Genomic DNA, 23,559 nt, shown 5'->3' with positions numbered 1-23,559 from the left:
AAAAACCGTCACCGGGACTGCCGCGTCATCCGTCGCCGTGGTCGCACCTATGTGATCAACAAGACGAATCGCCGGTTTAAAGCGCGCCAAGGCTAATTGTTTGTTTATGGCAGAGACTTCTGCCATTTCCAAAATTGACACCGTCATCTTTGATATAGGCAATGTCCTGTATCGCTGGGATTTGCGCTGCCTGTTTGCCAAGCTGATTGACGATCCCGAAGAGCTGGACTGGTTTCTGGCTCATGTCGTGACGCCGGAATGGCATTTCCAGCATGATGCCGGACGGCCCTTTGCCGACATGGTCGCGGAGCGAAGCCGCGAATTTCCCGAATATCGTGATCATATCATCGCCTATTCCCGGCGATTCCCGGAAACCATTCCCGGTCCCGTCGAAGGCATGGTCGATATTGTGCGCGCCTTGGCGAATCGCGGCGTCCCTTTATTTGCGATCAGCAATTTCGGCGCTGAATCCTGGGCGCAATTCCGGCCATCGGCGCCAATATTCGCGCTATTTTCCGATATTGTCATTTCCGGCGAAGAAAAAATGATCAAGCCGGATGCAGCGATCTACGAACTGGCGCTGCAACGCTTTTCTTGCCGCGCCGACCAATGTCTTTTCATTGACGACCGGCTGGACAATATCGAGGCTGGTCGGGCGCTCGGAATCGCCGGCCATCATTTCAAGGATGCAATGACCCTCGAACAACAGTTGATGGCCTTGCGGCTGCTCTAGCGGCGCTTGAGTTCGTCTCCGCTTAGGCGAATGATATGGAGCAGGTTTGTCGATCCGGGCGTGCCAAAGGGGACGCCGGCGCAGACGATTAATCGCGATCCGGCTTCTCCCAATTTGTGACGCAGGGCCATGCGTTTTGCCTTCGCAATCATTTCCTCGAAGTCCGAAACGTCCCGGGTGACGACCGCATAGGCACCCCATAGCAGGCCCACCCGCCGGGCGGTGTGACGATTGGGCGTGAGCACCATCAGCGGCACGGAAGGCCGTTCGCGGGCCATTCTGCGCGCCGTGGAACCGGACGCGGTATAGCAGACAATCGCCGAGGTCTCGATTGTCCGGGCGATATTGTAACTTGCCGCGGCCAACGCGTCCGCAGTCGTCTCATCGGGAATGGTTTCGGTGAAATGGACACGATCGGCGTAGGATGGATCATTTTCCACCTGGGCGGCGATCCGGTCCATCATGGTCGCCGCCTCGATCGGCCAGTCGCCTACCGCCGATTCGGCCGACAACATGATTGCGTCGGCTCCGTCATAAATCGCGGTAGCAACGTCGGAGACCTCGGCGCGGGTCGGGGTCGGTGATTTGATCATCGATTCGAGCATCTGGGTGGCAACCACCACCGGCCGTCCGAGCGCGCGGGCTGCAGCGACAATTTTCTTTTGCAGGGGCGGCACCTGTTCGGGCAATAATTCCACGCCGAGGTCGCCGCGCGCGACCATAACGGCGTCGGACAATTCGAGTATCTCGTCGAGCCGGTCGATCGCGGCGGGTTTTTCGATCTTGGCCAGCAGGGCAGCTTTCCCGCCAATCAGCCGACGGGCCTCTGCGACATCTTCGGGACGCTGGACGAAGCTGAGCGCAATCCAGTCGACATCCTGTTCCAGTGCGAAGGTCAGATCCTTGCGATCCTTGTCGGTCAGCGAGCTGACCGGCAGCACCACTTCGGGCACGTTGACGCCCTTGCGGTCGGATATTTCACCCCCGACAATCACTTTTGTCTCGACGCTTTTGCCGTCCGCCCTGGTCACTTCCAGCCGGATCTTGCCGTCATCGAGCAACAATGTATGGCCCGGCTGCAAGGTACTCAATATTTCCTTGTGGGGCAAAGTGACGCGTGTCGCATCGCCCTGCTTCCTGAGCATATCGAGGGTAAATCGTGCACCCTCTTTCAGCATCACCGGAGGTTTGGCAAAAGTGCCGATACGCAATTTTGGCCCCTGCAGGTCGGCCAATATAGTGATCGGGCGTCCGATTTTCTTTTCCAGCGCGCGGATCGATTTTACATTGGCGGCATGGGCCTTGTGCTCTCCGTGGCTCATGTTCATCCGGAAAGCATCTACACCGGCACGATACATTTTTTCGATCATGGTCGGGCTGCCGCTGGATGGCCCGAGCGTTGCCAGCACTTTGACTTTGCGACTGCGGGAGAAGATTGGCGATGCCATGCACAAATTCCTTAGTGGCGCTTTACCAGGTTGATGCCTATCCTCAAATCATGACAGGTTAAAAACAAAAAACAATGGAAACAAACATGACCGATCAAATTTCTGATGCTGCCGCTGCTGCCGCTTTCCGTCGCCTGGTCAATCATCTTCAGCATCGCCACGATGCGGAGAATATCGATTTGATGGGGCTGGCGGGTTTCTGTCGCAACTGTCTGGCCGACTGGGTGATGGAAGCGACCGTGGAAGCGGGCGGCAGTATGACCAAAGACGAAGCGCGCGCGGCGATCCATGGCATGCCAGCGAGCGAATGGAAGAAAAAATACCAGACCGAAGCCACCCCGGAGCGGCTCAAAAAGATGAAGGAAAGCATGGCCAAAAACGCCGGCGCGTCTTAAAGACACCCTTCGAATCCGAACATAGATTTTCAAAGGAATGGAAGAATGAGCGAAGGCAATGTCGCCGCAGACCAGTTGCGTCTGTTTATTGAACGTATCGAGCGGCTGGAAGAAGAGAAAAAGGGCATGGCGGATGATATCCGCGATGTTTATTCCGAAGCCAAATCACAAGGCTATGATGCCAAGATCATGCGCCAGATTGTCCGTCTGCGGAAGATGGAAACCCATGACCGGCAGGAAATGGAAGCGATACTTGACACCTATAAGTCGGCGCTTGGTTTGGCCTGATCAATAGGCTAATAGCCGGAGTCTAGAGACGGGAGAGCAGCGATGATTGTCACCACGACACCGAGTATCGAAGGACATGCGATCCGCGATTATCACGGAATCGTCATCGGTGAGGTAATCGTCGGGGCCAATTTGTTCCGTGACCTGTTTGCCAGCATCACCGATATTGTCGGCGGCCGTTCGGGCAAATATGAAAATGTTTTGAAACGCGCTCGCGATGAGGCATTGCAGGAAATGGAAGCAGAAGCGGCGAAGGTCGGTGCGAATGCTGTCGTCGGCGTCGATCTTGATTATGAGGTCGTCGGCGACAAAGGATCGATGCTGATGGTATCGGCATCGGGAACTGCGGTAAGCGTAGCATGAGCAAATCGGGAATTTGAGGTAAAATGGCAGGCCATAGTAAATTTAACAATATCAAGCATCGCAAGGGTGCCCAGGACAAGAAGCGTGCGGCGCAGTTTTCCAAGCTCTCGCGCGAGATAACCGTGGCTGCCAAATCGGGCATGCCGGATCCGGATTTTAATCCCCGTCTGCGTCTCGCGGTCAACAGCGCCAAGGCGGTGTCGATGCCGAAGGACAATATCCAGCGCGCGATCGACAAGGCGTCGGCGAATGAAGGCGAAGATTATAGCGAAATCCGCTATGAAGGTTTTGGCCCCGGCGGTGTCTCTCTGATCATCGAAACATTGACCGACAATAACAACCGCACTTTTACCAATGTTCGCACGATTATGTCACGAAATGGTGGCAATCTGGGCGAAAGCGGTTCGGTTTCGCACGGTTTTGACCGGGTCGGCTATATTCAATATCCGGCCAGCGTGGGCGATGAGGAAAAGGTCCTCGAAGCCGCGATGGAAGCGGGCGCGGAAGATATTTCCTCCGATGAGGACGGCCATGAAATCTGGACCGCGATGGAAGATCTGCACGAGGTCTCCACCGCACTGGAAAAAACGCTCGGCGAAGCAGAAAGCGTGAAACTCGCCTGGCGGCCTTCGGTACAGGTCGAGGTTAATCAGGAACAGGCCGAGACCTTGCTCAACCTGATCGACACGCTGGAAGAGGATGACGATGTTCAGACCGTCTGGGGCAATTATGACGTGTCCGAAGAAATCATGGAAAAACTGAACGCCGGGTGATGCGCTCTGGCGCGGAAAACAGGGTAATTGCATGCCGGTCCGATTTTTCGGAACATGCTTCCATATCTTCCATTTTTCCGGCTGATTCCGATCATGCGGCGCCAGGCTGTCAGCGTCTGTTTGTCTCTGGCAGCCGGGTCACAGACACTCTACATGATCGTGGTTTTTGGCTGCCATTTCGGCAGACTGTCGGCCCAGAATGATCATTCTGGGTCTCGATCCGGGTCTTGGAACCACCGGTTGGGGGGTGATTGTGGCGGACGGTAATCGCCTGTCCCATATCGCCAATGGCCAGATCAAGACCGACAGTAAAATGGCGATGGCCAGCCGTTTGCTGAAGCTTGACCTCGAGCTGACCGATCTGCTGCTCGAATATAAGCCTGATGCAGCAGCGGTGGAGGAAGTGTTCGTCAACAGCAATCCGCAGAGCACATTGAAGCTGGGACAGGCGCGGGGCGTCGTGCTGCTCGGCGCTTCGCGGACGGGAATCGAAGTCGGCGAATATTCGGCGAAGACGGTAAAGAAATCGGTGGTCGGAGTCGGCAAGGCGGACAAGGATCAGGTGCAGGCGATGATCAAGATCCTGTTGCCGGGCGTGAAGCTGGCCGGCGCGGATGCCGCCGATGCGCTGGCGGTGGCGATCACCCACGCGCATCACCGGAAGCGGTAGACGGTCAAAACACCGTTCGTCCTGAGCCTGTCGAAGGACCATGGAGCGCGCGAATCCGTACTTCGACAAGCTCAGCACGAACGGATTCTCACACGAAGACACAAAGTCACAAAAATAGATCATGGGCACCTTCCGCTTGGTGCCTTCCTGTCTTCGTGCGGGGTCATTTTTTGCCGTCTGCTGGTGCCCGAGAGAGAAAAGAACAAAACAAAAACTCGACAGATTCGCCTGCGGCGCTAAAACACGTTCATGATCGCAAAACTGACCGGCACCATCGACGAAATCGGCACGGACAATATCGTGCTCGACGTGAACGGCGTCGGCTATCTGGTTTTCTGCTCGTCGCGGACCATCGGCGCGATCGGTGGCAAGGGCGATGGCGCGACCATCTATACCGAAATGCAGGTTAGCGAGACCGACATGCGCCTGATGGGCTTTGCCAGCGGCTCGGAGCGCGACTGGTTTCGCTTACTGATCTCCGTACAGGGCGTCGGTGGCAAGGTCGCGCTTGCGATCCTGTCGGCGCTGGAGCCGGGAGAAATTTCCCGCGCCGTGGCAACCGGGGACAAGGCCATGGTTTCGCGGGCAAACGGGGTTGGTCCGAAACTGGCGCTGCGGATTGTCAATGAATTGAAAGACAAGGTCGGCGGGATTGCGACCGATCCGATTATTGGAGCAGGCGGCACGGTGCACGCGCCCTCGAACAACAGCGCCGATGCGGTCAGCGCGCTGCAGAATTTGGGCTTTAAACCGGCGGATGCCAGTGCCGCGGTCGCTGCGGCGGATGCCGAGGTCGGCGATGGCGCGACACTGGATGCGCTAGTGCGCCTGGCGTTGAAGAAGGCGGCGCGGTGATGGACGGCTTGCACCGGCAGTCCCATGAGCATTGTTTCCGTCACCCTGAACTCGTTTCAGGGTCCACTTCTCCGCGCTCGCAGGCTGTGATTGAGGCACGATGGATGCTGATACGAGTTCAGCATGACGGTGGTTGTGTGAAATCAATCTCTTATCGGGGGCATGCCCAGATTAATTGCCAGATCAACCCATTGCGGGTTTTCCGACTCAATCAGATTGATCTTCCATGGACGATGCCAGTTTTTCAGTTGTTTCTCTCGCGTGATCGCGTTGCTCATGTCGTCGAATATCTCAAATCGGACAAGGTGATACACGGCATATTTAGAGGTATATCCGGGCGTCAGTTTGTTGCGATGCTGGTACAGACGCTGGATCAGGTTCGACGTTACGCCGACGTAAAGCGCGCCGTAAGGCTGGCTGGCGAGTATGTAGACGCAAGGTTGCTTGGCTTCGCGCATAGTCTGAGTATAGGATCGCGATGGACCCTGAAACGAGTTCAGGGTGACGAGTTCAGGGGTATTGGCCGTTACTGATAATCCGCATCTTTCGCCGCAGCGCCAGCCGGAAGACATCGACGCTGCCCTGCGTCCGAAAACGCTCGACGAATTTATCGGGCAGGAAGCGGCGCGCGGTAATTTGCGCGTGTTTATCGAGGCGGCCAAGGGGCGTAGCGAGGCGCTGGATCATGTCTTGTTCTTTGGGCCTCCGGGTCTCGGCAAGACCACGCTGGCGCAGATCATTGCGCGGGAACTCGGAGTCGGGTTTCGCGCCACCTCGGGGCCTGTCATCGCCAAGTCCGGCGATCTCGCGGCGCTGCTGACCAATCTCGAAGAAGGCGATGTCCTGTTTATCGACGAGATTCACCGGCTCAATCCGGTGGTCGAGGAAGTGCTCTATCCGGCGATGGAAGACCGCGCGCTCGATCTGATCATCGGCGAAGGCCCCTCGGCGCGCTCGGTACGGATCGACCTGCCGCAATTCACCCTGATCGGCGCGACGACCCGCCAGGGTCTGCTGACCACGCCGCTGCGCGACCGTTTCGGCATACCGGTACGGCTCAATTTCTATACGACCGAGGAACTGGAAAAAGTCGTCCATCGCGCTGCGCGGCTTCTCGATCTCGATATTGCGCCCGATGGTGCCACCGAAGTGGCGCGCCGCGCACGGGGCACACCGCGGATCGCCGGGCGCCTGCTCCGGCGGGTCCGTGATTTTGCCAATGTCGCGGGCACGAGACTTGTCGATCGGAAGATCGCCGACGAATCGCTGGTCCGCCTTGAGGTCGACAGCATCGGGCTCGACGCGATGGACCGGCGCTATCTCTATATGATTGCGGATGTCTACAAAGGCGGCCCGGTTGGCGTGGAAACGCTCGCCGCGGGCCTGTCGGAACCGCGTGACACGGTGGAAGAAGTGATCGAGCCCTATCTCATCCAGCTTGGCCTGATCGCGCGGACAGCACGAGGCCGGACGCTCAATGATCGCGGGTGGCAGCATCTTGGATTGAGCCCGCCTGCGGGCAAAGAAACGGGCGGTGAGCTGTTTGATTGAGTTTTCCTCTCCCTCAAGGGGAGAGGAAAATGTCCATTCATTTTAATCGCGTCTCTATCAGTCGCGCAATAATTCGTTGATACCGGTTTTGGAACGGGTCTGTGCGTCGACCGTCTTGACGATCACCGCGCAGTAGAGGCTCGGACCGGGTACGCCGTCGACATTGACTTTCGGCGGCAATGTGCCGGGAACCACGACCGAATACGGCGGCACTTCGCCGATCCAGATCTTGCCGGTGACCCGGTCGACGATCTTGGTCGAAGCGCCGAGATAGACACCCATGGAGAGCACAGCACCTTCGCCGACGCGAACGCCTTCGGCGACTTCGGCGCGGGCACCGATGAACGCGCCATCCTCGATGATCACCGGACCGGCTTGTAAAGGTTCGAGCACACCGCCAATGCCGGCACCGCCTGAAATATGGACATTCTTGCCGATTTGCGCGCAGCTGCCAACGGTCGCCCAGCCATCGACCATCGTGCCTTCATCGACGAACGCGCCGATGTTGACAAAGCTTGGCATCAGCACGACGCCTTTGCCGATAAATGCGCCCTGACGGACGATCGAGCCGGGAACCGAGCGGAAACCCGCCTCGCGAAACCGGTTCTCGCCCCAGCCGGCAAATTTGCTTGGCACCTTGTCCCAGTGATTGGCGCCACCGGGGCCTTCGATCAGGACGTTGTCGTTGAGCCGGAAGGAGAGCAACACCGCTTTCTTGAGCCACTGGTTGACTACCCACTCGCCGTCTTTTTTCTCGGCGACCCGCGCAGTACCGTTGTCGAGCATGGAGAGCGCAAGATTGACAGCATCGCGCTCCGGTCCTTGTGATGTGAGGCCTAATGATTCCCGTTTGTCCCAGGCGGCGTCGATTACGGTCTGTAAAGCTGCGGTCATGTCGATGGTTCTTCCTCTATGCTTTGGAGGCTGGTGACCCAGCTTTCCAGATCGGTGATTTCGTGATCAATATAGGCGGGATCATGTTCCCGGCCAGCCCATTCCGCACCGGTGTTGATCCACACGGTTGTCATGCCCAATTCCTTCGCCGGGCGCAAATTGCGCGCCATATCCTCGACGAACAGGGAGCGGGTCGGGTCGATGCCGGTGGTGGCGATCAGGCTGTCGTAAGCGGCTGTCTGTGGTTTGGGGATGAGGCCCGTATCCAATATGTCGTGTATCTGGTCAAACAGACCGTCGAGCCCGCGTTTTGCCAACACCCGTTGTGCATAGGGACGGTCGGCATTGGTGAAGATCAATTTTTCGCCGGGGAGTGCGTCAATCGCCGCGCGGACGAGGGGCGCGGGCAGGAGGCGGTCCATTTCGATATCATGGACGAAATCCAAAAAATCGGCGGGATCGGTGCCATGATGATGCATCAATCCGGCCAATGTGGTCCCATGGTTGTGAAAGAACGTCTTCTGCACCTTTCGCGCTTCGATCAGATCACAATCCAGCGCCCGCGCGATATATTCCCCCATCTTCACGTCGATCAGTGCGAACAGGTCACATTCGGCCGGATAGAGCACGTTATCCAGATCAAATATCCAGTGATCGATATGGGAAAGTTTCGGTAGCATGTGGCAATCGCCTAAAGACCGTATTCGCCAATCACAAGCGACAATATAGTCTAGACTCCTGTTCCGGTATTTTCGACGCTTGCGCTATTGTGCCGCAGGGCTTTCAGGACCGTCTCGACAATACCGTCTGCATCCAGGCCCGCTTCCTTATATTGCAAATCCGGTTTGTCCTGATCCTGGAATATATCTGGCAGGCGCATCGTCCGGATTTTCAGGCCGGCATCGGTGAGGCCGTTGTCAGACGCATAGGTCAGGACATGCGCGCCGAGGCCACCGACCGAGGCTTCCTCGACCGTAACTGCGACTTCATGGGTGGTCAGCAATTTGCGGATCAATTCTTCGTCGAGCGGTTTGGCAAAGCGGAGATCAGCGATGGTGGTGCTGAGGCCTCTGGCCTCCAGCCGTTCTGCTGCCTTCTTGGCTTCTTCCAGCCGGGCGCCGAGCGAGAGGATCGCGACCTTTGTCCCTTGCTTGACGATCCGGCCTTTGCCAATTTCAAGCCGTTCGAGCTTTTCCGGAATCGGAACGCCGGTGCCATTACCGCGCGGGTAGCGAAAGGCGATCGGACCGCTGTCGTGCAAGGACGCAGTATAGGTCATATGCGCGAGCTCGGCCTCGTCGGCTGCGGCCATCACGACCATATTGGGCAATGTCGCCAGATAGGTGACGTCGAAGGATCCGGCGTGGGTGCTGCCATCGGCACCGACCAGGCCGGCCCGGTCGATCGCAAAGCGCACCGGCAGATTCTGGATCGCCACGTCATGGACGACCTGATCATAAGCGCGTTGCAGGAAGGTTGAATAGATCGCGCAAAAGGGCCGCATGCCTTGGGCAGCCAGACCGGCGGCAAAGGTTACGCCATGCTGTTCGGCAATGCCGACATCAAAGGCCTTGTCCGGATGGGCCTTGGCAAATTTGTCGACGCCGGTACCCGAAGGCATGGCTGCGGTGATTGCGCAGATTTTGGGATCGCTGTCGGCCAGCTTGGCGAGCGTTTCGCCGAATACATTTTGATAGGCGGGTGGTCCGCCACCGGGTCCTTTGTTCTGTTTGCCTGAGACTACATCGAACTGGGCGACGCCATGATATTTGTCGTCGGCTTCCTCGGCGAATTTATAGCCTTTGCCCTTTTCCGTGACGACGTGGATCAGGCAGGGGCCTTCCGCTGCGTCGCGCACATTTTCGAGCACGGGAATCAGATGTTCCAAATTATGGCCGTCGATCGGGCCGACATAATAGAAGCCCAGTTCCTCGAACAGGGTCCCACCCATGGTCATACCGCGGGCATATTCGTCGGTCTTGCGCGCTGCGTCATATAGCCCTTTTGGCAGCTTGCTGGCGATGCGCCGTGCCAGTTGGCGGACGCCCAGAAATTCGCGCGAGGATACGATTCGGGCAAGATAGGCCGAAAGCCCGCCCACTGGCGGTGCAATGGACATGTCATTGTCGTTTAGGATAACGACCAACCGGTTTCCGGCGGCCTCGGCATTGTTCATCGCTTCGTAGGCCATGCCAGCGCTCATTGCGCCGTCGCCGATAACAGCGATGCCGCGACCAGGTTTGTCATTCAGCTTGTTGGCGATCGCAAAGCCGAGCGCCGCGCTGATCGATGTGGAGCTGTGCGCGGCGCCAAACGGATCATATTCGCTTTCCGACCTTTTGGTGAAGCCGGATAGTCCGCCGCCTTGACGCAGGGTTCTGATCCGGTCGCGGCGCCCGGTGATGATCTTGTGCGGATAGCATTGATGGCCGACATCCCAAATCAGCCGGTCCTCAGGTGTGTTGAAGACATAATGGATCGCTGTCGTCAGCTCGACGACACCCAGGCCAGCGCCCAGATGGCCGCCTGTTGTCGATACTGTGTCGATTACCTCGGCACGCAGTTCGTCGGCAAACTGGCGGAGCTGACTGGGCTTCAATTTCCGCAAATCTGCCGGAAAGGAGACATCATCCAGCAATGGTGTATTCGAAACTGGCATATTCACTCCCTGTTTGCCCCAGCTTTAACGGCATCATAATGCTCTGTCGAACTTTCAGCAGCCCGTCTGTGAACCTTTGCTGACACCCGGAATCAATTAGCTGCATTTCTGGCAAATGCCGCGAACCTCGATTACCGGGCGAATGGAGCTAAAACCCTGACTTTTTGCGACCGTGCGCACTTGCTGGGTCAAAGGGTCATCATCAATATGAGTCGCTTCTCCGCAGGTGTCGCAGACCAGGAAGATGCAATCATGCGCGCAGCCAGGGTGGGTGTTGGCGAGATAGGCATTGGCGCTTTCGACCCGCATGGCGAGATTGTTGGCTACAAAAAGGTCAAGTATCCGGTAAACGCTGTTCGGTGCGACGCGCTTGCCGCGCGCAGCAGAAACCAGTTCGGCAATATCATAGGCAGATGCCGGACGGGAGAATCCCGCCAAAGCTTCAAAGATGGCCGCTCTTGTATCCGTCCATTTTTCGCCAGATTTCTCAAGATTGGCGCGCGCTGCATCGGCGAGCGATTCGCCTTGATGCTCATGATGATGATGTTTTCCCATAAGGATAATTTAGGGATGTTTCACCGCAAGGGCAATGGGGCGCAGATTAATGGGTGGCGCGATAGTTCAGATCATGTGCCAATGCGAGCAAACCGACGCCTATCATCGTATAAAAGACTTCGTCGCTGCCATGTCCGCCGTCATGGCCGATCGTAATCGCGCCTATCATCATTCCCAGCCCCAGACTGCCGATAGCGACGGGCATGATATAGCCATGATCCAGAACGCCACGTCCCAGACTGAACATGCCAAGGGCAATAGCTATCCCCAAACCAACTTCGTGGATCAGGGGATCAAGCAGCATGCCGCCAGCTGAGGAAAGGATCGCGACAAAGGCAATAGTCGACACGCAATGTACGACACACAGGCCCGAAATCAGCACGGCGATGCGATCCCACAGGCCGTCCTTGATCAAAAGACCATCTTTGCGCCACAATTTTACTGCCGTTAGCACGACTCACTGTCTCACTTATTGTGTGTATAGGAGGGATATAGGAAAAAGCGCGTTAAGATACAACATATCATTTTTTTGAATTCCGGTTTTCTTCGGCCGGTGATTACGTTTCTGGTTGTCAGGCCATGAATTTGATACCAAGTAACCGTGAATGACCGAACAATCCTTGCCAAATAACATGTGTAGCACGGCCAAAAGCCGGCCCATCGCCATCGCCAACTGGCTCTTGGGCGTGGCGGTGCTGGTGTTCATCATGGTCGTGGTGGGCGGGATTACCCGGCTGACCGAGTCGGGGCTTTCGATAACCGAGTGGAAGCCCGTGACCGGAGCGCTGCCGCCGCTGAGTGAGGCAGACTGGTTGTCGGAATTCGCTAAATATCAGCAGATCCCCGAGTATAGGGAAATCAACGGGCCGGCAGGCATGACGCTGTCGGATTTCAAGTTCATCTATTTCTGGGAATGGGTCCACCGCCTGCTCGGCCGGATTATCGGTTTGGCTTTTGCGCTGCCATTGCTTTGGTTCGCGGTGAAACGGGCGATTCCGTCGGGCTATGGTTTGCGGTTGCTGGCGCTGCTGGCGCTAGGCGGGCTGCAAGGAACAATTGGTTGGTGGATGGTAAGTTCTGGGCTGAGTGAACGGACCGATGTCAGTCATTTTCGGCTAGCGGTGCACCTTTTGACTGCGCTCATCATTCTTGCCGGTCTTGTCTGGACCGCGCTTGACCTTCGGCAAGCGGCAACGGGTAGGGAAAAGCCTGCTCGCATGACCAGTCTGGGCACGACAGTTTTGGTGGTGCTTCTTATCCAGCTACTGTTCGGCGCCTATACGGCGGGTCTGAATGCTGGCTATGTGTCGAGTACGTGGCCGTTGATGAATGGTTATTTCATTCCTGGCGGGATTGACTGGAGTACTGGCGTATGGAGCGCCCTTAACAATGACCCCTATCTGATTCATTTCATACATCGTTGGTGGGCCTGGGTGGTTGTTGGCTTCCTTGTCATTCTCGCACGAAAGGTCCGGCCAATTGACCGCAGAGCATCAATCGCGATCCATACTGCCTTCGGCAGCCAGATATTGCTTGGAATAGCGACTGTGATGACCGGAATTGATCTTCATCTGGCGGTATCGCACCAGGCGGTGGGGGCCCTTGTGGTCGCGGCGACGATATGGGGTGTGCATGTGATCGGTAGGCCAAATACTGCCTACGGTACTATTATACCCGCTGGCTAAGCCCCGCTTTTGCTTGACTTGCCGGAATAACATCGCCAATAGCGCCGCAGTCGGCCGGATCATCGCGTCCGGCTTTTGTTATTTTTAATTCAAATCATTCTCCCAGAAGGAGCCACCCCATGAAGGGTATCACCAAACAGACCCAGTCGGCCAAGCCTGCTGAAGTCGAAAAGAAATGGCATATCATTGATGCCGAAGGTCTGGTCGTTGGCCGGACAGCCTCGATTATCGCCAATATTCTGCGCGGCAAGCACAAGCCGAGCTATACCCCTCACGTTGATTGTGGTGACCATGTCATCGTGATCAATGCCGAGAAGGTGAAGTTCACTGGCAACAAGACCAAGCAGAAGACCTATTACAAGCACTCTGGTCATCCTGGTGGTATCAGCGGCACAACCGCCGAGAAGGTCCTCGAAGGTCGTTTCCCCGAGCGAGTAATGGAAAAAGCCGTCGAACGGATGATCCCCAAGGGCCCGCTTGGTTTCGCCCAGATGCGTGCTCTGCATGTTTTCGCTGGCACCGAGCATCCATATGCCGGCCAGAACCCAGTGGCGCTCGACGTCGCTTCGATGAACCGTAAGAACAAGGTGGGCGCATAATGTCTGACGTAAAAACCGATCTCGCTGATCTTAAAGATATCGCTGGCCCGGCTGTGGTCGATGCACCGGCTGCTGCTGAAGCAGAAGCTGAAACCGTAGCCGCCGAACCACCAGTTTCAACCATGCCATTGCGCGAGCAGGAGCTGGATAAATTTGGGCGTGCTTATGCAACCGGTCGCCGGAAAGACGCGGTTGCCCGCGTATGGTTGAAGCCTGGCAAGGGCAAGATCACGATCAACGGTCGCGATCAGGAAACCTATTTTGCGCGTCCGACCCTGCGTCTGGTGCTCAACCAGGTTTTCGCGATCACCGAACGTGAAGGTCAATATGATGTTGACGTTACGGTTAAAGGCGGCGGGCTTTCCGGACAGGCTGGTGCGGTCAAGCACGGCATTTCGCAGGCCCTGACCAAATATGAGCCGGCATTGCGGTCGGCAGTGAAGGCCGAAGGCTTTCTCACCCGTGACAGCCGTAAGGTTGAACGTAAGAAATACGGTAAGGCCAAAGCGCGTAAGAGCTTCCAGTTCTCCAAGCGTTAAGCAAAACCCGATCGAAATTCAAAAAGGCGGCCTTCGGGTCGCCTTTTTTTGTTCCCAGTTATGGCATACGGGATTTCGGAGCATGATGTTGCGGCTGAATGATAGCTGCGCGGCTCGAAACGAACAAGATGACAGCCGTCAATATCGCGGAGACCAGCATCACCCAGGCGGCCCCTATTGTCCCATAGTCTGGCAGGAAAATAGCCAAGAGCAATCCCAGTGCTACAAGACCGGCTATTCGCGCGACAAGCGCATTGCGCGCACGACCGGCGGCCTGAAGCATCGGTTCCAGGCCTAGTCCGGCCAGACTGATGATCGTCGCGGCACCAAGCAGCAACAATATCGGGAAAGCAGCAAGATATTCAGGGCCCGAGACAATATCGATGATATTTTTGCCGAACAGCAACAGGGCGACGAAGAGTATGCCTCCGCTAATCGCTGAAACCCGCAAAGATCGCCAGAACAAAGCCCGCAATTCTCGCGATTGACCGATGGCAAACAGCCTTGAGAGCTCCGCAAACAGAGGCCGGGCAAAAACTTCGGCCAGCCGGTTGAGACTGTTGGCGATCTGATCCGCTAGGCGAAACAGGCCCGCTGCCGCTGGGCCGACGAAGAAGCCGACAATAACAACGACCAGCCGTTCGCGGATAACACTCACCAGATAAGCAAGATTGGTGAACAGCAGAAATGCCAGAAATTCTCTCCGGTCTGGAGGTGCTATTTCGATCGCCGATGAGTCGCGCACTGGATGCGTCGTTTCGTGTCGACGCCATACCATCAGCCACATCACGACAAAGCTGATGAATTCGGAAAGCCCCCATACAATCAAAAATCCGGTCATCGAAGGTAGGGTGAGAAACAGGATTAACGCTCCGATAAAACGGACGATGGGGATGATGGCATCGCCAAAAGCATTACCACCGTAGCGGTCCTGCGCGCGCAATATCCCGATCGGTGTCGAACGCACTGACAGAAAAACAATCACGCCATAGCCCATGATCGCCCGGACGGCTGAATCGGTCCAGCCGAATTGGGATGCACCATAGGGAAGCATCAGCCACAGAACGCCGCAGGCGGCCAGGCCGCCGATGAATTCGATCCAGAAGTTTTGCGCCGATAATTTTCGAAAGGCCTTTTTCTGGTTGGCCAGTAGAAAGGGAACTCCAAATTGCACGACTGCCTGCCACGTCTGAAGCTTCAATATTGCGGACAGAACCTGCACTGCTCCGACAATGACCATGAATTCGCCAAAGCCTGCAACGCCCAGAGTCCGGGTCAATATAGCGAGATAGAAAATGCTCAGAATCGCGCCCAAGCCTTTGGCGGAAAAGAGCCAGCTGCTGTTACGAAACACGCGCACCAGTGAATCTTCGCTGCTGGACCATCTGGAGAGCAAATTTCGCGACACAGGTTTCAACTTTTCCAATATATGATCCGGCGGTTGACCTTCTCTTTATCGGAAAATCCAACTTTATCTATCTCTCTGTTACCGGGATATCTTGAAAAACCAGATCTGCTCTCCATAAATGAACGATGAGTGATCAATTTGATGTGATATTGCTTGCTGCCCAGCGTGTCGGCACAGTCAATCCGCTGGCAGCAGCCCATGGTGTCAGCCATAAATGCCTTGTTCCGGTTGCCGGTGAAACACTGATCGGCCGGACTTTGGCATCGGTTTCGTCACATCCAGATTGCAGATCGATCCATATTCTGATCGAACCCGATGGAGAACGTGCTGTACGACCGGTCGCAGAGTCCTTTACCCGAAAAGATCTGCCAATCCACTTCATAGCTTCAGACAGTAATATAGCGGCAAGCGTTTTATTGGGCTGTGAAAACGGGACCGCCCCGTTCGTCGTTACGACCGCCGATAATGTGCTGATCAAGCACGACAGCATAAACAAAGTCGTGCGGGCGATCGGTGATGGCGCGGATGCGGTGGCCGCGCTTGCTAACAAGGATGATATACGCAGTGTCCACCCGCTTGCGCAGCGGTTCTTCTACGAGTTTCGGGACCATGGCTATGCCAATTGCAATCTTTACGGGATAGCCAGTACGGACGCATTGAACGCGGTGGAAATCTTTCGCGAAGGGGGCCAGTTCATGAATCACCCCCGGCGTCTTGTGAACGCTTTCGGTTTGTGGAACATCCTGCTCATGCGGTTTGGCTGGGTTAGTATTGATGCTGCGTTTCGGCGTATGTCCAAGCGTTTTGGCATTGATATGCGCCGCGTACCGCTAAGTGATGGCACGCAGGCTATTGACGTCGACAATGAGCGGACTTACCGGATTGTTGAAGCGGTGTTGGAGAACCGGGTTCACGATCTCAAAATCTGATTCATCCGGTCAAACTCCAACCATATATTGTCAGAGCTTAACCAAGAAAGTCTGCAGGATGTCAAAACCCTCCGCAATAAGCCCTCTTACCATACCCGATGAAGCCAAAGAGCGCTTGAAATTTCTGTTCATGGCAAAACATGCCCTTTGGGGTGGTGGTATGCATCCCGAAGATGGCAATCATGCAATCTATCACCATGAAGTGAGAACGACTCTCGAGAGTCTTGGTATCAACCTGACATTTGCAGACTCTTATGATGTTCTGTTCGAACATCCCGGGGTGGATTTTGTATTTCCGCTACTCAATCGTGGCGGCTTTGTGAATAGCGAGATGATGATTCCGCTTTTGTGCAACATGCACAAGATTGCCTATGTCGGCGCAATGCCTTTCATTCGCGGACTGGGTGATGACAAATCGGTTTCCAAGCTGGTTGCTGCCCATGCCGGTGTGCCGACCGCACCTTGGTTCTGTTATCGACGCGGCGCACCGGTTAACGAGTCCGATTGTCCGAAAGCCGAACGCTGGGTAATCAAGCCCAACGCCAGTTCCGCAAGTTGGGCGATCTCTGATGCTTTTGACTGGAACGGTGTTGTCAATGCTGTGGCGGGCATACATGGTCAGGGGCATGATGCCATCGTTGAGCCTTATCTTGATGGCTATGACGTGCAGGCTGCCTTTATCAGTTCCAATGGTCCCAAAGCGCTGCCGATGCTGATTTACGAGCGTGAGGATACGCAGAAGCTGTGGACCTATTACGAAAAGCGCGACCTCGTGCCCAACACCGAGAAAGCGACATTGAAGCGCTTTGACGAGCCTGAATTCGCTCCCAAAGTTCAGGAAATGGCAGCGAAAATTGCCCGCGAATTTGAGCCATTTGACTATGGCCGGATCGAATTTCGTCTCGACCGGAAAACCGGTGAGATCAACTTTATCGAAATCAATCTGAATTGCAACTTATGGTCTGAAAAGGTGGTTGCAAAATCGGCTGCAGCAGCAGGCTTTAGCCATGCACAATTGCTAGAGACGATTATCGCGGAAGGGCTGAAACGCAACGGTCTGATTGCCTGACGATCTGGAATCATAAATTGGATCGCCGAGATGGCGAACAAGGTGCCAGTTCATGCGCGGTGCAGGCCTTCCTGACGGAAACGGTCGGAACCGGCGTCGGAGCGTCATTGCCAGCGCATGAGGGGCTGGCTAAGAAACGTTTCATGAAATGGTTTGTCATCATCGGTGTATTGTTGCTGGCGTGCGGCGGCTTCGCATTTTGGTTTTTTTCGCAACCCGGGGCAAAGCAGCTGAATATGGTCAACAATGCCATGCCCGGCGACAGTGATGCCAAGCTGTTGGTGGAGAACAAAGTTTACGACGAGGCACTAGGTCTCGGACTCAATATATGGGCTCCGAAAAGCGCTGCGACCGGGCCACTTCCCGTTATCGTTTTTATCTACGGCGGCGGATGGCGTGACGGGGCCAAGGATCACTATGCCTTCACCGGTCGCGCGCTGGCCAATCGCGGTTATATGGTGGTTCTTCCGGACTATAGGCTGTTTCCTCAAACCCGGTTTCCCGGCTTTCTTGAAGACAGCGCCAAGGCGCTTGCCTGGGTGCATGATCATATCGGCGAGCACGGCGGTGATGGGGGACGGATATTCCTCTCTGGTCAGTCCGCTGGTGCCTATAACGCGATGATGCTGGCGCTCGACCGCCAATGGCTGGGACGCGAGGGCAAGTCGCCGGACCTGATCCGGGGCGTGGCGGCGCTTGCCGGCCCCTATGATTTCTATCCGTTTGATTCTGAAACAACGAAGCAGAGCTTCGGTGATTATCATACGCCTGAGATGACTCAGCCGATCAATTTCGTCCGTTCCGATGCTCCACCGCTGTGGCTTTCCAGCGGCACCAATGACAGGCAGGTCAGGCCGCGCAACAGCAGAACATTGCGCGACAAAATCCTCGAAGCGGGCGGTGATGCCGAATATGTCGAATATCCCGATGTCGACCATCTCGAGATCATGATGGCGCTGGCCAAGCCGTTTCGCAGCAAGGCACCTGTGCTGGACGACATGGTTGCCTTTTTTGAACGGCATAAATGATTAGATGTTTTGATAGTCCAGATGCGGTTTTTGCAGTGCAAAATGGTTGAGATAGCAGCACTTCTTGGTTATGCCGGTCCACAGAACAAGGGAATCCGATAGACATGGCTACTTTTACGCTCCCCAAGAACAGCAAGGTCCGGAAAACGGGCGAATTGCATCAGGCGCTGACCGATGGGAAGAAGCGATCGTTCAAAGTCTATCGCTACGATCCGGACAAGGGTGAGAACCCGCGCTATGATACGTTCGAAATTGATCTCGAGCAATGCGGACCGATGGTGCTCGATGCGTTGATCAAGATGAAGTCGGAGCAGGATGCTACCCTGACCTTTCGCCGCTCTTGCCGCGAAGGCATTTGCGGGTCATGCGCGATGAATATCAATGGTAAAAATGGTCTGGCCTGCACCACCGCGATCGAGGATTGCGGCAGCAAGGTCACCATCACCCCGCTCCCGCACATGGAAGTGATCAAGGATCTGGTTCCTGATTTTACCCATTTCTACGCTCAATATGCATCGATTCAGCCGTGGCTGAAAACGGTTACGCCGACACCATCGGGCAAGGAGCGGCTGCAATCACCGGAAGACCGCAGCAAGTTGGACGGGCTTTACGAGTGCATCCTCTGCGCTTGCTGCCAGACCAGCTGCCCCAGTTACTGGTGGAACAGCGACAAGTTCCTCGGCCCCGCGATCCTCTTGCAAGCCTATCGCTGGCTCGCCGACAGCCGCGATGAAATGACCGGTGAGCGGCTCGACGAACTGGAAGATCCGTTCCGGCTTTATCGCTGCCACACGATCATGAACTGTGCCAATGCCTGTCCCAAGGGGCTGTCCCCGGCCAAGGCAATTGCCGAGATCAAGAAGATGACTGCATCGCGCGAAATCTGATCTGAACGCAGGCATCCATTCATGATTGAAGCCGAGCGTCATTTTATTATCAGCGACCCCGACCCTGCCTATCCGGGCTGGAACACATGGGTGCTGACTGATCCTGATTGCTATAACAGCTTTCTTGGACCGATGATTGTCCGGCGAGGTGGGGATGGACTGGGCGAAGATATCGCGCGCGTTCGCATGTTTCCTGAAATACGGCACCGCAATCTCGGCGATGTCGTCCATGGCGGGACGATGATGGGCTTTATCGATTGCTCGCTGTTTGCGGCAATGCGGGTGTTGGACCTCGGGCCATCCGGCTTCGCGGTAACGCTCGAATTGCAGACGCAATTTCTTGGTGGCGCCCGGATGACCGAACCGCTCGAATCGCAAGTGGAAATTACCCGTGAAACCGGCCGCTTTCTATTCATGCGCGGTCTGGTTGTGCAGGGAGAGAATGGCCAGGATAATATGGCCTCCTTTACCGCAATCGTCAAAAAGGCACCCGGTAAGAAGACAGATTTGCAATGAGCAAATTTTATCAGAGTTACCAGGCTCTCATTGCGCAAGGCGAACTAAAACCCGATCCGGACCAGGATCACTGTGCCAAGCGTCTGGCCGAATTGCAGAAGGAATTGGAAGCGGTTCCGCCTCGGGGCAGTATCTTGTGGCGTACATTCGGCAAGAAACCGCAAGCGCCCAAGGGTATTTACATGTGGGGCGGTGTCGGACGCGGCAAGTCGATGCTGATGGACCTATTCTACAATAGTCTCGCCATAAACCGAAAGAAACGGGCTCATTTCCACGAGTTCATGCTGGATGTCCATGCTCGGCTCAATGTCGAACGCAAGAAGGAGCAGGGCGATCCGGTAATTCCGGTGGCCAAGGCGCTGGCCGGCGAAGCGCGCTTTCTCGCCTTTGACGAGATGGTGGTCAACAACAGCGCCGACGCGATGATCATGTCGCGGCTTTTTACCGGGCTGGTCGAGGCGGGAGTGACGATTGTCACCACGTCCAATCGCCCGCCGCAGGATCTGTACAAGGACGGTCTCAACCGCGAGCATTTTCTGCCCTTTATCGAACTGCTCAAAACGAGGCTCGACGTGCTTTCGCTCAACGGGCCGACTGACTATCGGCGCGAGCGGCTGGGGGACGTCGATCTCTGGCATGTCCCCAATGGCGAGGCGGCAACAAAGGCGCTGAGCGAAGCCTTTTTCCGCCTGACCGACTATCCGCCGGAGGATCGTGCCCATGTCCCGTCGGCAGAGATAGAGGTGCAGGGCGGGCGGATGCTGACCGTTCCGAAATCGCTAAAGGGTGTCGGGGTATTCTCGTTCAAACGGCTGTGCGCGGAAGCGCGCGGTGCGCAAGATTATCTGGCGATAGCGCGCCATTATCATAGCGTTATTATCGTTGGCATACCGGTGCTTTCCCAAGAGAATCGTAACGAAGCCGCCCGCTTCGTAACGCTGATCGACGCGCTCTACGAATATCGGGTCAAGCTGCTGGCCAGTGCGGATGCCGAGCCCGATGCTCTATATCCTGCGGGTGACGGTTCCTTCGAATTTGAACGCACCGCATCGCGGTTGCTCGAGATGCAGTCGGATGACTATCTTGCCCTGGGTCACGGAGCCGCAGTCTAGAGCAGACTCAGACTGTCCAGTTCCATCGCCATATGGGCCGGTCGCTCGGCCATCGCCGCGAACATCCGGTCTCCACGTTCGGTTCGTTCGACATGGAGCGAAGCGTTGATGGCCATGATGAATCCGGAAAAGGCATAGCGGCGGTACTCGATCCAGAAGGCATCGAAGTCCGGCGCGTTTGTCCGGCGGCCCAGATAGTCGCGAACAAGCCGCTCTTCATGTTCCCGCCGAGCCGCCGGATCGGCGAAGCTTGTGCCGACCAGATAGGCGACATCATGCGCGGGGTTGCCCAGCGAGCAGGTCTGCCAGTCAACCAGAGCCGCGATGTCGCCATCATCGTGGAACAATATATTGTCGAGCCGCATATCACCGTGGGTGATCGCGGGCTGTTCCGGCTGGAATGCTATATAGGCGCTGATCCGATCCACCAGCTGTTGGCCGAGATCCAATATGTCCGGTGAGAGCAGGGACGAGAAACGCTCGCGAAAGACGGGATAGCCGGCGGACAGGCTGTTCTCGAGAAACTGGCTGTTGCTATCGCCGTGATGAAGCCATGGCAGATTATCGAAACCGGATTGCGGTTGGAAACTATGCAGAGCGGCGGCTTCCGCCAGTGCAGTCCGGACCTGGTTCAACGAAGCGCCCGCCAGTTGATCGCCCTGCGATGCGGGTGCCATGTCCTCGAGCAGGAGCACAAATTCCTGCTCGTTTTCGGCGATATCGGCGTGATAGGATCCGGGGCAGAGCGCCGTGCAATGATCCGCAACATCCCGGTACCAGCCGACCTCCATATCATAGAGATGGAAAAATGCCGCTGCAGCCCGGCTGTTCGGATCGGCGCTCGGGCATTTGGCGATGAAGGTCGCCGGATGATCGCCCCCGGACCAGTCGCAGGTGAAGCGGTAGCTGTCGCAGACCTGCCCAGTGCCGACCGGTTCGTGGGTCAGGGATTTGAGGGATCCCGGAGCTGCATCAAAGACCTGCTCGATAAACGCGATCTCGAATTCGTCGGGACGGACGGGGAAGCGACGACTCATGCTGCAGGGTCCATGAGGCCGGTCAGGCCGCTGGCGGAGTGCGGCCCGATGAACAATTGTTCGACCACGCCGATGCCGTGATGTTCCCGGCCATTGATGGTCAACACCGTATCGCTGAGCGCCTGGATGTGGATGGTGATCATATCGATGGCTGGAGCGGGGTCGAGGGTAATGACATCGTGGGCGACTTCGAGATCGCCATGATCCATGCCGTGGCCCCAGACCGGATGGAGATAGCCGAGGCCGGACATATAGAATGACCGGGCGGCATCGCCGGTGCGGGGCGTGATCGAGAGCGATCCGTTGCCGGTTTCGAGCCGGACCTGTTTGATCCGGCGGGAGCCGCCATGATAGCTGAGATCGATAGTCTTCGGTTCGAACTCGGTTGCGCTACCGGAGATGGCGTCGACCACGCCGCGCCGGTTCCACGGCAGGCCGTCGCCGTCGTCGTTGCTGTGGAAGAAGCAGGCATGGTCATCGAAATTGAGCGGAGTCCAGAGCCACCAGAATTGCGGGAAAGCCCCGGCTGGCGGTGGCTGCGATTCCGGTGCGCCGACTTGCCGGATGCCCCAGCTGCGGTCGCGGGTACCGCGGCAATTGCCGATATCGATATCCTGACCATCTACGGTGATCGTGCCCGACCAGTCGCCGTTTTGCGTCATTCTGGTATAGTCCATCAGCAGGCGCGGACCGTCGCGGCGGATGAAGCGGGGTTCCTCGATCGGCTGGTGGCGGGCGTTGAAGCGGATGTCGGCGCTGATCGCGCTGTCGTTGCCGGTGACGGTCAGGCCAAGCTGCTGAAGCGGTTCGATGATCGTGACGGTGATCGGGCCGACGGTGAGGTCGAGCCGCTCGCTGGACATTCTCTTCGAGGCGCGCAGATTATGCTGTTTGCCGTCAATCGAGACACAGAAGGCGGCGTCCATGATATCGAGCTGCGGGTAGATGCCGAGGGCTGCGGCGAAGAAGATGCTGCCGTCGGCGCTATAGCCGTTGAAGAAATAGCGATCGTAGAAATTGCGGTTTCCGCCCGATAGCGCCATCGGTTCCGGCGTCTGGTGCAGCGGATATTCGTCGCCTTCTGTCAGCATATTGGCATCCTCTTTTCTTTGTACCATGCCATTTCAATTTCACTTTACAACGCAAAAGATTGGAAGATTTGGAAGCATGTTTTCGGTTCATCGTCACATCGGTGAGGGCTGGTATCCAAACCAATCTGTGGAGCGCCTCTCACGACGGGATCAGGCCCTTGTCTGCGCAGGGGTGGCAGCATTTTTACAGGAATCAAGTTGGCACTAATGCTACTGCGAACCAATTGCAAAGATAGAGGGTAAAATGATGCTATATGCGGTTGAATTTGTCTTAATTGCGGCCTAATCCGGTCGTTAATATCCTTTTTCGACTCTATTCTATCAGGAGAATTTTCCAATATGGCCCGTAACAAGATTGCGCTGATCGGCGCAGGCATGATCGGCGGCACGCTCGCCCACCTCGCAGCTTCCAAGGAAATGGGCGATGTCGTCCTGTTTGATATTGCCGAGGGCATGCCAGCGGGCAAGGCGCTCG

29 protein-coding genes are annotated in these 23,559 nt (G+C 56.3%); 19 read left to right on the top strand and 10 right to left on the bottom strand.

The window, feature by feature from the left end:
- Positions 1-96 (top strand): 50S ribosomal protein L36 (rpmJ, locus tag ACN0VD_RS16055; protein WP_417596084.1); only part of this gene is annotated, 96 nt, incomplete at its 5' end.
- 10 nt (positions 97-106) lie between these two features.
- Positions 107-733 carry an HAD family hydrolase gene (locus ACN0VD_RS16050; RefSeq protein ID WP_417596078.1) on the top strand — a complete coding sequence of 209 codons (627 nt, stop codon included), beginning with the start codon at positions 107-109 and terminating at the stop codon, positions 731-733.
- Here the strand turns inward: ACN0VD_RS16050 and pyk are convergent.
- Complete coding sequence (pyk, locus tag ACN0VD_RS16045; RefSeq protein ID WP_417596076.1) at positions 730-2,181, bottom strand: pyruvate kinase; 1,452 nt, start codon at positions 2,179-2,181, stop codon at positions 730-732. The genes ACN0VD_RS16050 and pyk overlap by 4 nt on opposite strands.
- 86 nt (positions 2,182-2,267) lie before the next feature.
- Between pyk and ACN0VD_RS16040 the strand changes: the two genes are divergently transcribed.
- From ACN0VD_RS16040 to ruvA, 6 genes are all read left to right on the top strand, one after another.
- Complete coding sequence (locus ACN0VD_RS16040) at positions 2,268-2,576, top strand: DUF1244 domain-containing protein (protein WP_417596074.1); 309 nt, start codon at positions 2,268-2,270, stop codon at positions 2,574-2,576.
- 45 nt (positions 2,577-2,621) lie between these two features.
- Positions 2,622-2,864, top strand: coding sequence for a DUF2312 domain-containing protein (locus ACN0VD_RS16035; RefSeq protein ID WP_100093000.1), 243 nt, complete (start codon positions 2,622-2,624; stop codon positions 2,862-2,864).
- 42 nt (positions 2,865-2,906) lie between these two features.
- Entirely contained in the window at positions 2,907-3,227 is a 321-nt protein-coding gene (locus ACN0VD_RS16030; protein ID WP_417596072.1) for a heavy metal-binding domain-containing protein, read from the top strand.
- A 23-nt stretch (positions 3,228-3,250) separates the two neighbouring features.
- Positions 3,251-4,000: a YebC/PmpR family DNA-binding transcriptional regulator gene (locus ACN0VD_RS16025; RefSeq protein ID WP_417596070.1), complete on the top strand. Its 750-nt coding sequence runs from the start codon at positions 3,251-3,253 to the stop codon at positions 3,998-4,000.
- Between the two features lie 199 nt (positions 4,001-4,199).
- Positions 4,200-4,670: a crossover junction endodeoxyribonuclease RuvC gene (gene ruvC, locus ACN0VD_RS16020; protein ID WP_100092996.1), complete on the top strand. Its 471-nt coding sequence runs from the start codon at positions 4,200-4,202 to the stop codon at positions 4,668-4,670.
- A 249-nt stretch (positions 4,671-4,919) separates the two neighbouring features.
- Positions 4,920-5,525 (top strand): Holliday junction branch migration protein RuvA, encoded by a 606-nt coding sequence (gene ruvA, locus ACN0VD_RS16015; protein WP_417596068.1) that lies wholly within the window; start codon positions 4,920-4,922, stop codon positions 5,523-5,525.
- Positions 5,526-5,668: 143 nt separating this feature from the next.
- On the opposite strand, the gene ACN0VD_RS16010 is transcribed toward ruvA, so the two are convergent.
- Positions 5,669-5,983, bottom strand: coding sequence for a GIY-YIG nuclease family protein (locus tag ACN0VD_RS16010; protein ID WP_417596066.1), 315 nt, complete (start codon positions 5,981-5,983; stop codon positions 5,669-5,671).
- A gap of 61 nt (positions 5,984-6,044) precedes the next feature.
- Between ACN0VD_RS16010 and ruvB the strand changes: the two genes are divergently transcribed.
- On the top strand, positions 6,045-7,076 hold the full coding sequence (gene ruvB, locus ACN0VD_RS16005) for a Holliday junction branch migration DNA helicase RuvB (protein ID WP_417596082.1): 1,032 nt from the start codon (positions 6,045-6,047) through the stop codon (positions 7,074-7,076).
- A 57-nt stretch (positions 7,077-7,133) separates the two neighbouring features.
- Here ruvB and dapD read toward each other — a convergent pair whose 3' ends face one another.
- The 5 genes from dapD to ACN0VD_RS15980 form a co-directional block, all read right to left on the bottom strand.
- Positions 7,134-7,970, bottom strand: coding sequence for a 2,3,4,5-tetrahydropyridine-2,6-dicarboxylate N-succinyltransferase (gene dapD / locus ACN0VD_RS16000; RefSeq protein ID WP_417596064.1), 837 nt, complete (start codon positions 7,968-7,970; stop codon positions 7,134-7,136).
- Positions 7,967-8,650: a pyrimidine 5'-nucleotidase gene (locus tag ACN0VD_RS15995; RefSeq protein ID WP_417596062.1), complete on the bottom strand. Its 684-nt coding sequence runs from the start codon at positions 8,648-8,650 to the stop codon at positions 7,967-7,969. Before ACN0VD_RS15995 ends, dapD begins: the two co-directional genes overlap by 4 nt.
- A gap of 50 nt (positions 8,651-8,700) precedes the next feature.
- Positions 8,701-10,629 (bottom strand): 1-deoxy-D-xylulose-5-phosphate synthase, encoded by a 1,929-nt coding sequence (gene dxs / locus ACN0VD_RS15990; protein WP_417596060.1) that lies wholly within the window; start codon positions 10,627-10,629, stop codon positions 8,701-8,703.
- 96 nt (positions 10,630-10,725) lie between these two features.
- A complete protein-coding gene (locus ACN0VD_RS15985; RefSeq protein WP_417596058.1) occupies positions 10,726-11,184 on the bottom strand; it encodes a Fur family transcriptional regulator in 459 nt (152 codons plus the stop codon).
- Between the two features lie 46 nt (positions 11,185-11,230).
- A complete protein-coding gene (locus tag ACN0VD_RS15980) occupies positions 11,231-11,638 on the bottom strand; it encodes a MerC domain-containing protein (protein ID WP_417596056.1) in 408 nt (135 codons plus the stop codon).
- Between the two features lie 151 nt (positions 11,639-11,789).
- Here ACN0VD_RS15980 and ACN0VD_RS15975 point away from each other — a divergent pair, with 151 nt between their 5' ends.
- The 3 genes from ACN0VD_RS15975 to rpsI all read left to right on the top strand — a co-directional run bounded on the left by ACN0VD_RS15975 (position 11,790) and on the right by rpsI (position 14,007).
- Positions 11,790-12,869 carry a COX15/CtaA family protein gene (locus ACN0VD_RS15975; protein WP_417596054.1) on the top strand — a complete coding sequence of 360 codons (1,080 nt, stop codon included), beginning with the start codon at positions 11,790-11,792 and terminating at the stop codon, positions 12,867-12,869.
- 119 nt (positions 12,870-12,988) lie between these two features.
- A complete protein-coding gene (gene rplM / locus ACN0VD_RS15970) occupies positions 12,989-13,468 on the top strand; it encodes a 50S ribosomal protein L13 (protein ID WP_417596052.1) in 480 nt (159 codons plus the stop codon).
- A complete protein-coding gene (gene rpsI / locus ACN0VD_RS15965) occupies positions 13,468-14,007 on the top strand; it encodes a 30S ribosomal protein S9 (protein ID WP_417596050.1) in 540 nt (179 codons plus the stop codon). The genes rplM and rpsI overlap by 1 nt, the downstream gene beginning before the upstream one ends.
- A 58-nt stretch (positions 14,008-14,065) precedes the next feature.
- On the opposite strand, the gene ACN0VD_RS15960 is transcribed toward rpsI, so the two are convergent.
- Complete coding sequence (locus ACN0VD_RS15960) at positions 14,066-15,433, bottom strand: lipopolysaccharide biosynthesis protein (protein ID WP_417596048.1); 1,368 nt, start codon at positions 15,431-15,433, stop codon at positions 14,066-14,068.
- Positions 15,434-15,540: 107 nt separating this feature from the next.
- Here ACN0VD_RS15960 and ACN0VD_RS15955 point away from each other — a divergent pair, with 107 nt between their 5' ends.
- From ACN0VD_RS15955 to zapE, 6 genes are all read left to right on the top strand, one after another.
- Positions 15,541-16,344 carry an NTP transferase domain-containing protein gene (locus ACN0VD_RS15955; protein WP_417596046.1) on the top strand — a complete coding sequence of 268 codons (804 nt, stop codon included), beginning with the start codon at positions 15,541-15,543 and terminating at the stop codon, positions 16,342-16,344.
- Positions 16,345-16,402: 58 nt separating this feature from the next.
- The gene (locus ACN0VD_RS15950) at positions 16,403-17,413 is read left to right on the top strand and encodes a phosphoribosylglycinamide synthetase (protein WP_417596045.1); all 1,011 of its coding nucleotides are present in this window, start codon (positions 16,403-16,405) and stop codon (positions 17,411-17,413) included.
- A gap of 17 nt (positions 17,414-17,430) precedes the next feature.
- Positions 17,431-18,441: an alpha/beta hydrolase gene (locus tag ACN0VD_RS15945; protein ID WP_417596043.1), complete on the top strand. Its 1,011-nt coding sequence runs from the start codon at positions 17,431-17,433 to the stop codon at positions 18,439-18,441.
- A 104-nt stretch (positions 18,442-18,545) separates the two neighbouring features.
- On the top strand, positions 18,546-19,328 hold the full coding sequence (locus ACN0VD_RS15940; protein ID WP_417596041.1) for a succinate dehydrogenase iron-sulfur subunit: 783 nt from the start codon (positions 18,546-18,548) through the stop codon (positions 19,326-19,328).
- A gap of 21 nt (positions 19,329-19,349) precedes the next feature.
- The gene (locus ACN0VD_RS15935) at positions 19,350-19,844 is read left to right on the top strand and encodes a PaaI family thioesterase (protein ID WP_417596039.1); all 495 of its coding nucleotides are present in this window, start codon (positions 19,350-19,352) and stop codon (positions 19,842-19,844) included.
- The gene (zapE, locus tag ACN0VD_RS15930) at positions 19,841-20,956 is read left to right on the top strand and encodes a cell division protein ZapE (protein ID WP_417596037.1); all 1,116 of its coding nucleotides are present in this window, start codon (positions 19,841-19,843) and stop codon (positions 20,954-20,956) included. The genes ACN0VD_RS15935 and zapE overlap by 4 nt, the downstream gene beginning before the upstream one ends.
- Here the strand turns inward: zapE and ACN0VD_RS15925 are convergent.
- Complete coding sequence (locus ACN0VD_RS15925; protein WP_417596035.1) at positions 20,953-21,993, bottom strand: phosphotransferase; 1,041 nt, start codon at positions 21,991-21,993, stop codon at positions 20,953-20,955. The genes zapE and ACN0VD_RS15925 overlap by 4 nt on opposite strands.
- Positions 21,990-23,111 carry a hypothetical protein gene (locus tag ACN0VD_RS15920; protein ID WP_417596033.1) on the bottom strand — a complete coding sequence of 374 codons (1,122 nt, stop codon included), beginning with the start codon at positions 23,109-23,111 and terminating at the stop codon, positions 21,990-21,992. The genes ACN0VD_RS15925 and ACN0VD_RS15920 overlap by 4 nt, the downstream gene beginning before the upstream one ends.
- A gap of 312 nt (positions 23,112-23,423) precedes the next feature.
- On the opposite strand from ACN0VD_RS15920, the gene ACN0VD_RS15915 reads away from it, so the two are divergent.
- A partial coding sequence (locus ACN0VD_RS15915) for a lactate/malate family dehydrogenase (RefSeq protein WP_417596080.1) occupies positions 23,424-23,559 on the top strand: 136 nt, incomplete at its 3' end.

This window comes from Parasphingorhabdus sp. (assembly GCF_048267785.1).
In the GTDB taxonomy this organism is placed as follows: Bacteria; Pseudomonadota; Alphaproteobacteria; order Sphingomonadales; family Sphingomonadaceae; genus Parasphingorhabdus.
The sequence above is the reverse complement of the archived record's forward strand: the minus strand, read 5'-3'. Positions and strand labels throughout refer to the sequence as shown.

Excerpts from the sequence above, each read along its gene's own strand:
- ACN0VD_RS16050 (WP_417596078.1), top strand. The coding sequence starts at position 107 with ATGGCAGAGACTTCTGCCATTTCCAAAATTGACACCGTCATCTTTGAT.
- pyk (WP_417596076.1), bottom strand. The coding sequence starts at position 2,181 with ATGGCATCGCCAATCTTCTCCCGCAGTCGCAAAGTCAAAGTGCTGGCA.
- ACN0VD_RS16040 (WP_417596074.1), top strand. The coding sequence starts at position 2,268 with ATGACCGATCAAATTTCTGATGCTGCCGCTGCTGCCGCTTTCCGTCGC.
- ACN0VD_RS16035 (WP_100093000.1), top strand. The coding sequence starts at position 2,622 with ATGAGCGAAGGCAATGTCGCCGCAGACCAGTTGCGTCTGTTTATTGAA.
- ACN0VD_RS16030 (WP_417596072.1), top strand. The coding sequence starts at position 2,907 with ATGATTGTCACCACGACACCGAGTATCGAAGGACATGCGATCCGCGAT.
- ACN0VD_RS16025 (WP_417596070.1), top strand. The coding sequence starts at position 3,251 with ATGGCAGGCCATAGTAAATTTAACAATATCAAGCATCGCAAGGGTGCC.
- ruvC (WP_100092996.1), top strand. The coding sequence starts at position 4,200 with ATGATCATTCTGGGTCTCGATCCGGGTCTTGGAACCACCGGTTGGGGG.
- ruvA (WP_417596068.1), top strand. The coding sequence starts at position 4,920 with ATGATCGCAAAACTGACCGGCACCATCGACGAAATCGGCACGGACAAT.
- ACN0VD_RS16010 (WP_417596066.1), bottom strand. The coding sequence starts at position 5,983 with ATGCGCGAAGCCAAGCAACCTTGCGTCTACATACTCGCCAGCCAGCCT.
- dapD (WP_417596064.1), bottom strand. The coding sequence starts at position 7,970 with ATGACCGCAGCTTTACAGACCGTAATCGACGCCGCCTGGGACAAACGG.
- ACN0VD_RS15995 (WP_417596062.1), bottom strand. The coding sequence starts at position 8,650 with ATGCTACCGAAACTTTCCCATATCGATCACTGGATATTTGATCTGGAT.
- dxs (WP_417596060.1), bottom strand. The coding sequence starts at position 10,629 with ATGCCAGTTTCGAATACACCATTGCTGGATGATGTCTCCTTTCCGGCA.
- ACN0VD_RS15985 (WP_417596058.1), bottom strand. The coding sequence starts at position 11,184 with ATGGGAAAACATCATCATCATGAGCATCAAGGCGAATCGCTCGCCGAT.
- ACN0VD_RS15975 (WP_417596054.1), top strand. The coding sequence starts at position 11,790 with ATGACCGAACAATCCTTGCCAAATAACATGTGTAGCACGGCCAAAAGC.
- rplM (WP_417596052.1), top strand. The coding sequence starts at position 12,989 with ATGAAGGGTATCACCAAACAGACCCAGTCGGCCAAGCCTGCTGAAGTC.
- rpsI (WP_417596050.1), top strand. The coding sequence starts at position 13,468 with ATGTCTGACGTAAAAACCGATCTCGCTGATCTTAAAGATATCGCTGGC.
- ACN0VD_RS15955 (WP_417596046.1), top strand. The coding sequence starts at position 15,541 with ATGAGTGATCAATTTGATGTGATATTGCTTGCTGCCCAGCGTGTCGGC.
- ACN0VD_RS15950 (WP_417596045.1), top strand. The coding sequence starts at position 16,403 with ATGTCAAAACCCTCCGCAATAAGCCCTCTTACCATACCCGATGAAGCC.
- ACN0VD_RS15940 (WP_417596041.1), top strand. The coding sequence starts at position 18,546 with ATGGCTACTTTTACGCTCCCCAAGAACAGCAAGGTCCGGAAAACGGGC.
- ACN0VD_RS15935 (WP_417596039.1), top strand. The coding sequence starts at position 19,350 with ATGATTGAAGCCGAGCGTCATTTTATTATCAGCGACCCCGACCCTGCC.
- zapE (WP_417596037.1), top strand. The coding sequence starts at position 19,841 with ATGAGCAAATTTTATCAGAGTTACCAGGCTCTCATTGCGCAAGGCGAA.
- ACN0VD_RS15925 (WP_417596035.1), bottom strand. The coding sequence starts at position 21,993 with ATGAGTCGTCGCTTCCCCGTCCGTCCCGACGAATTCGAGATCGCGTTT.
- ACN0VD_RS15920 (WP_417596033.1), bottom strand. The coding sequence starts at position 23,111 with ATGGTACAAAGAAAAGAGGATGCCAATATGCTGACAGAAGGCGACGAA.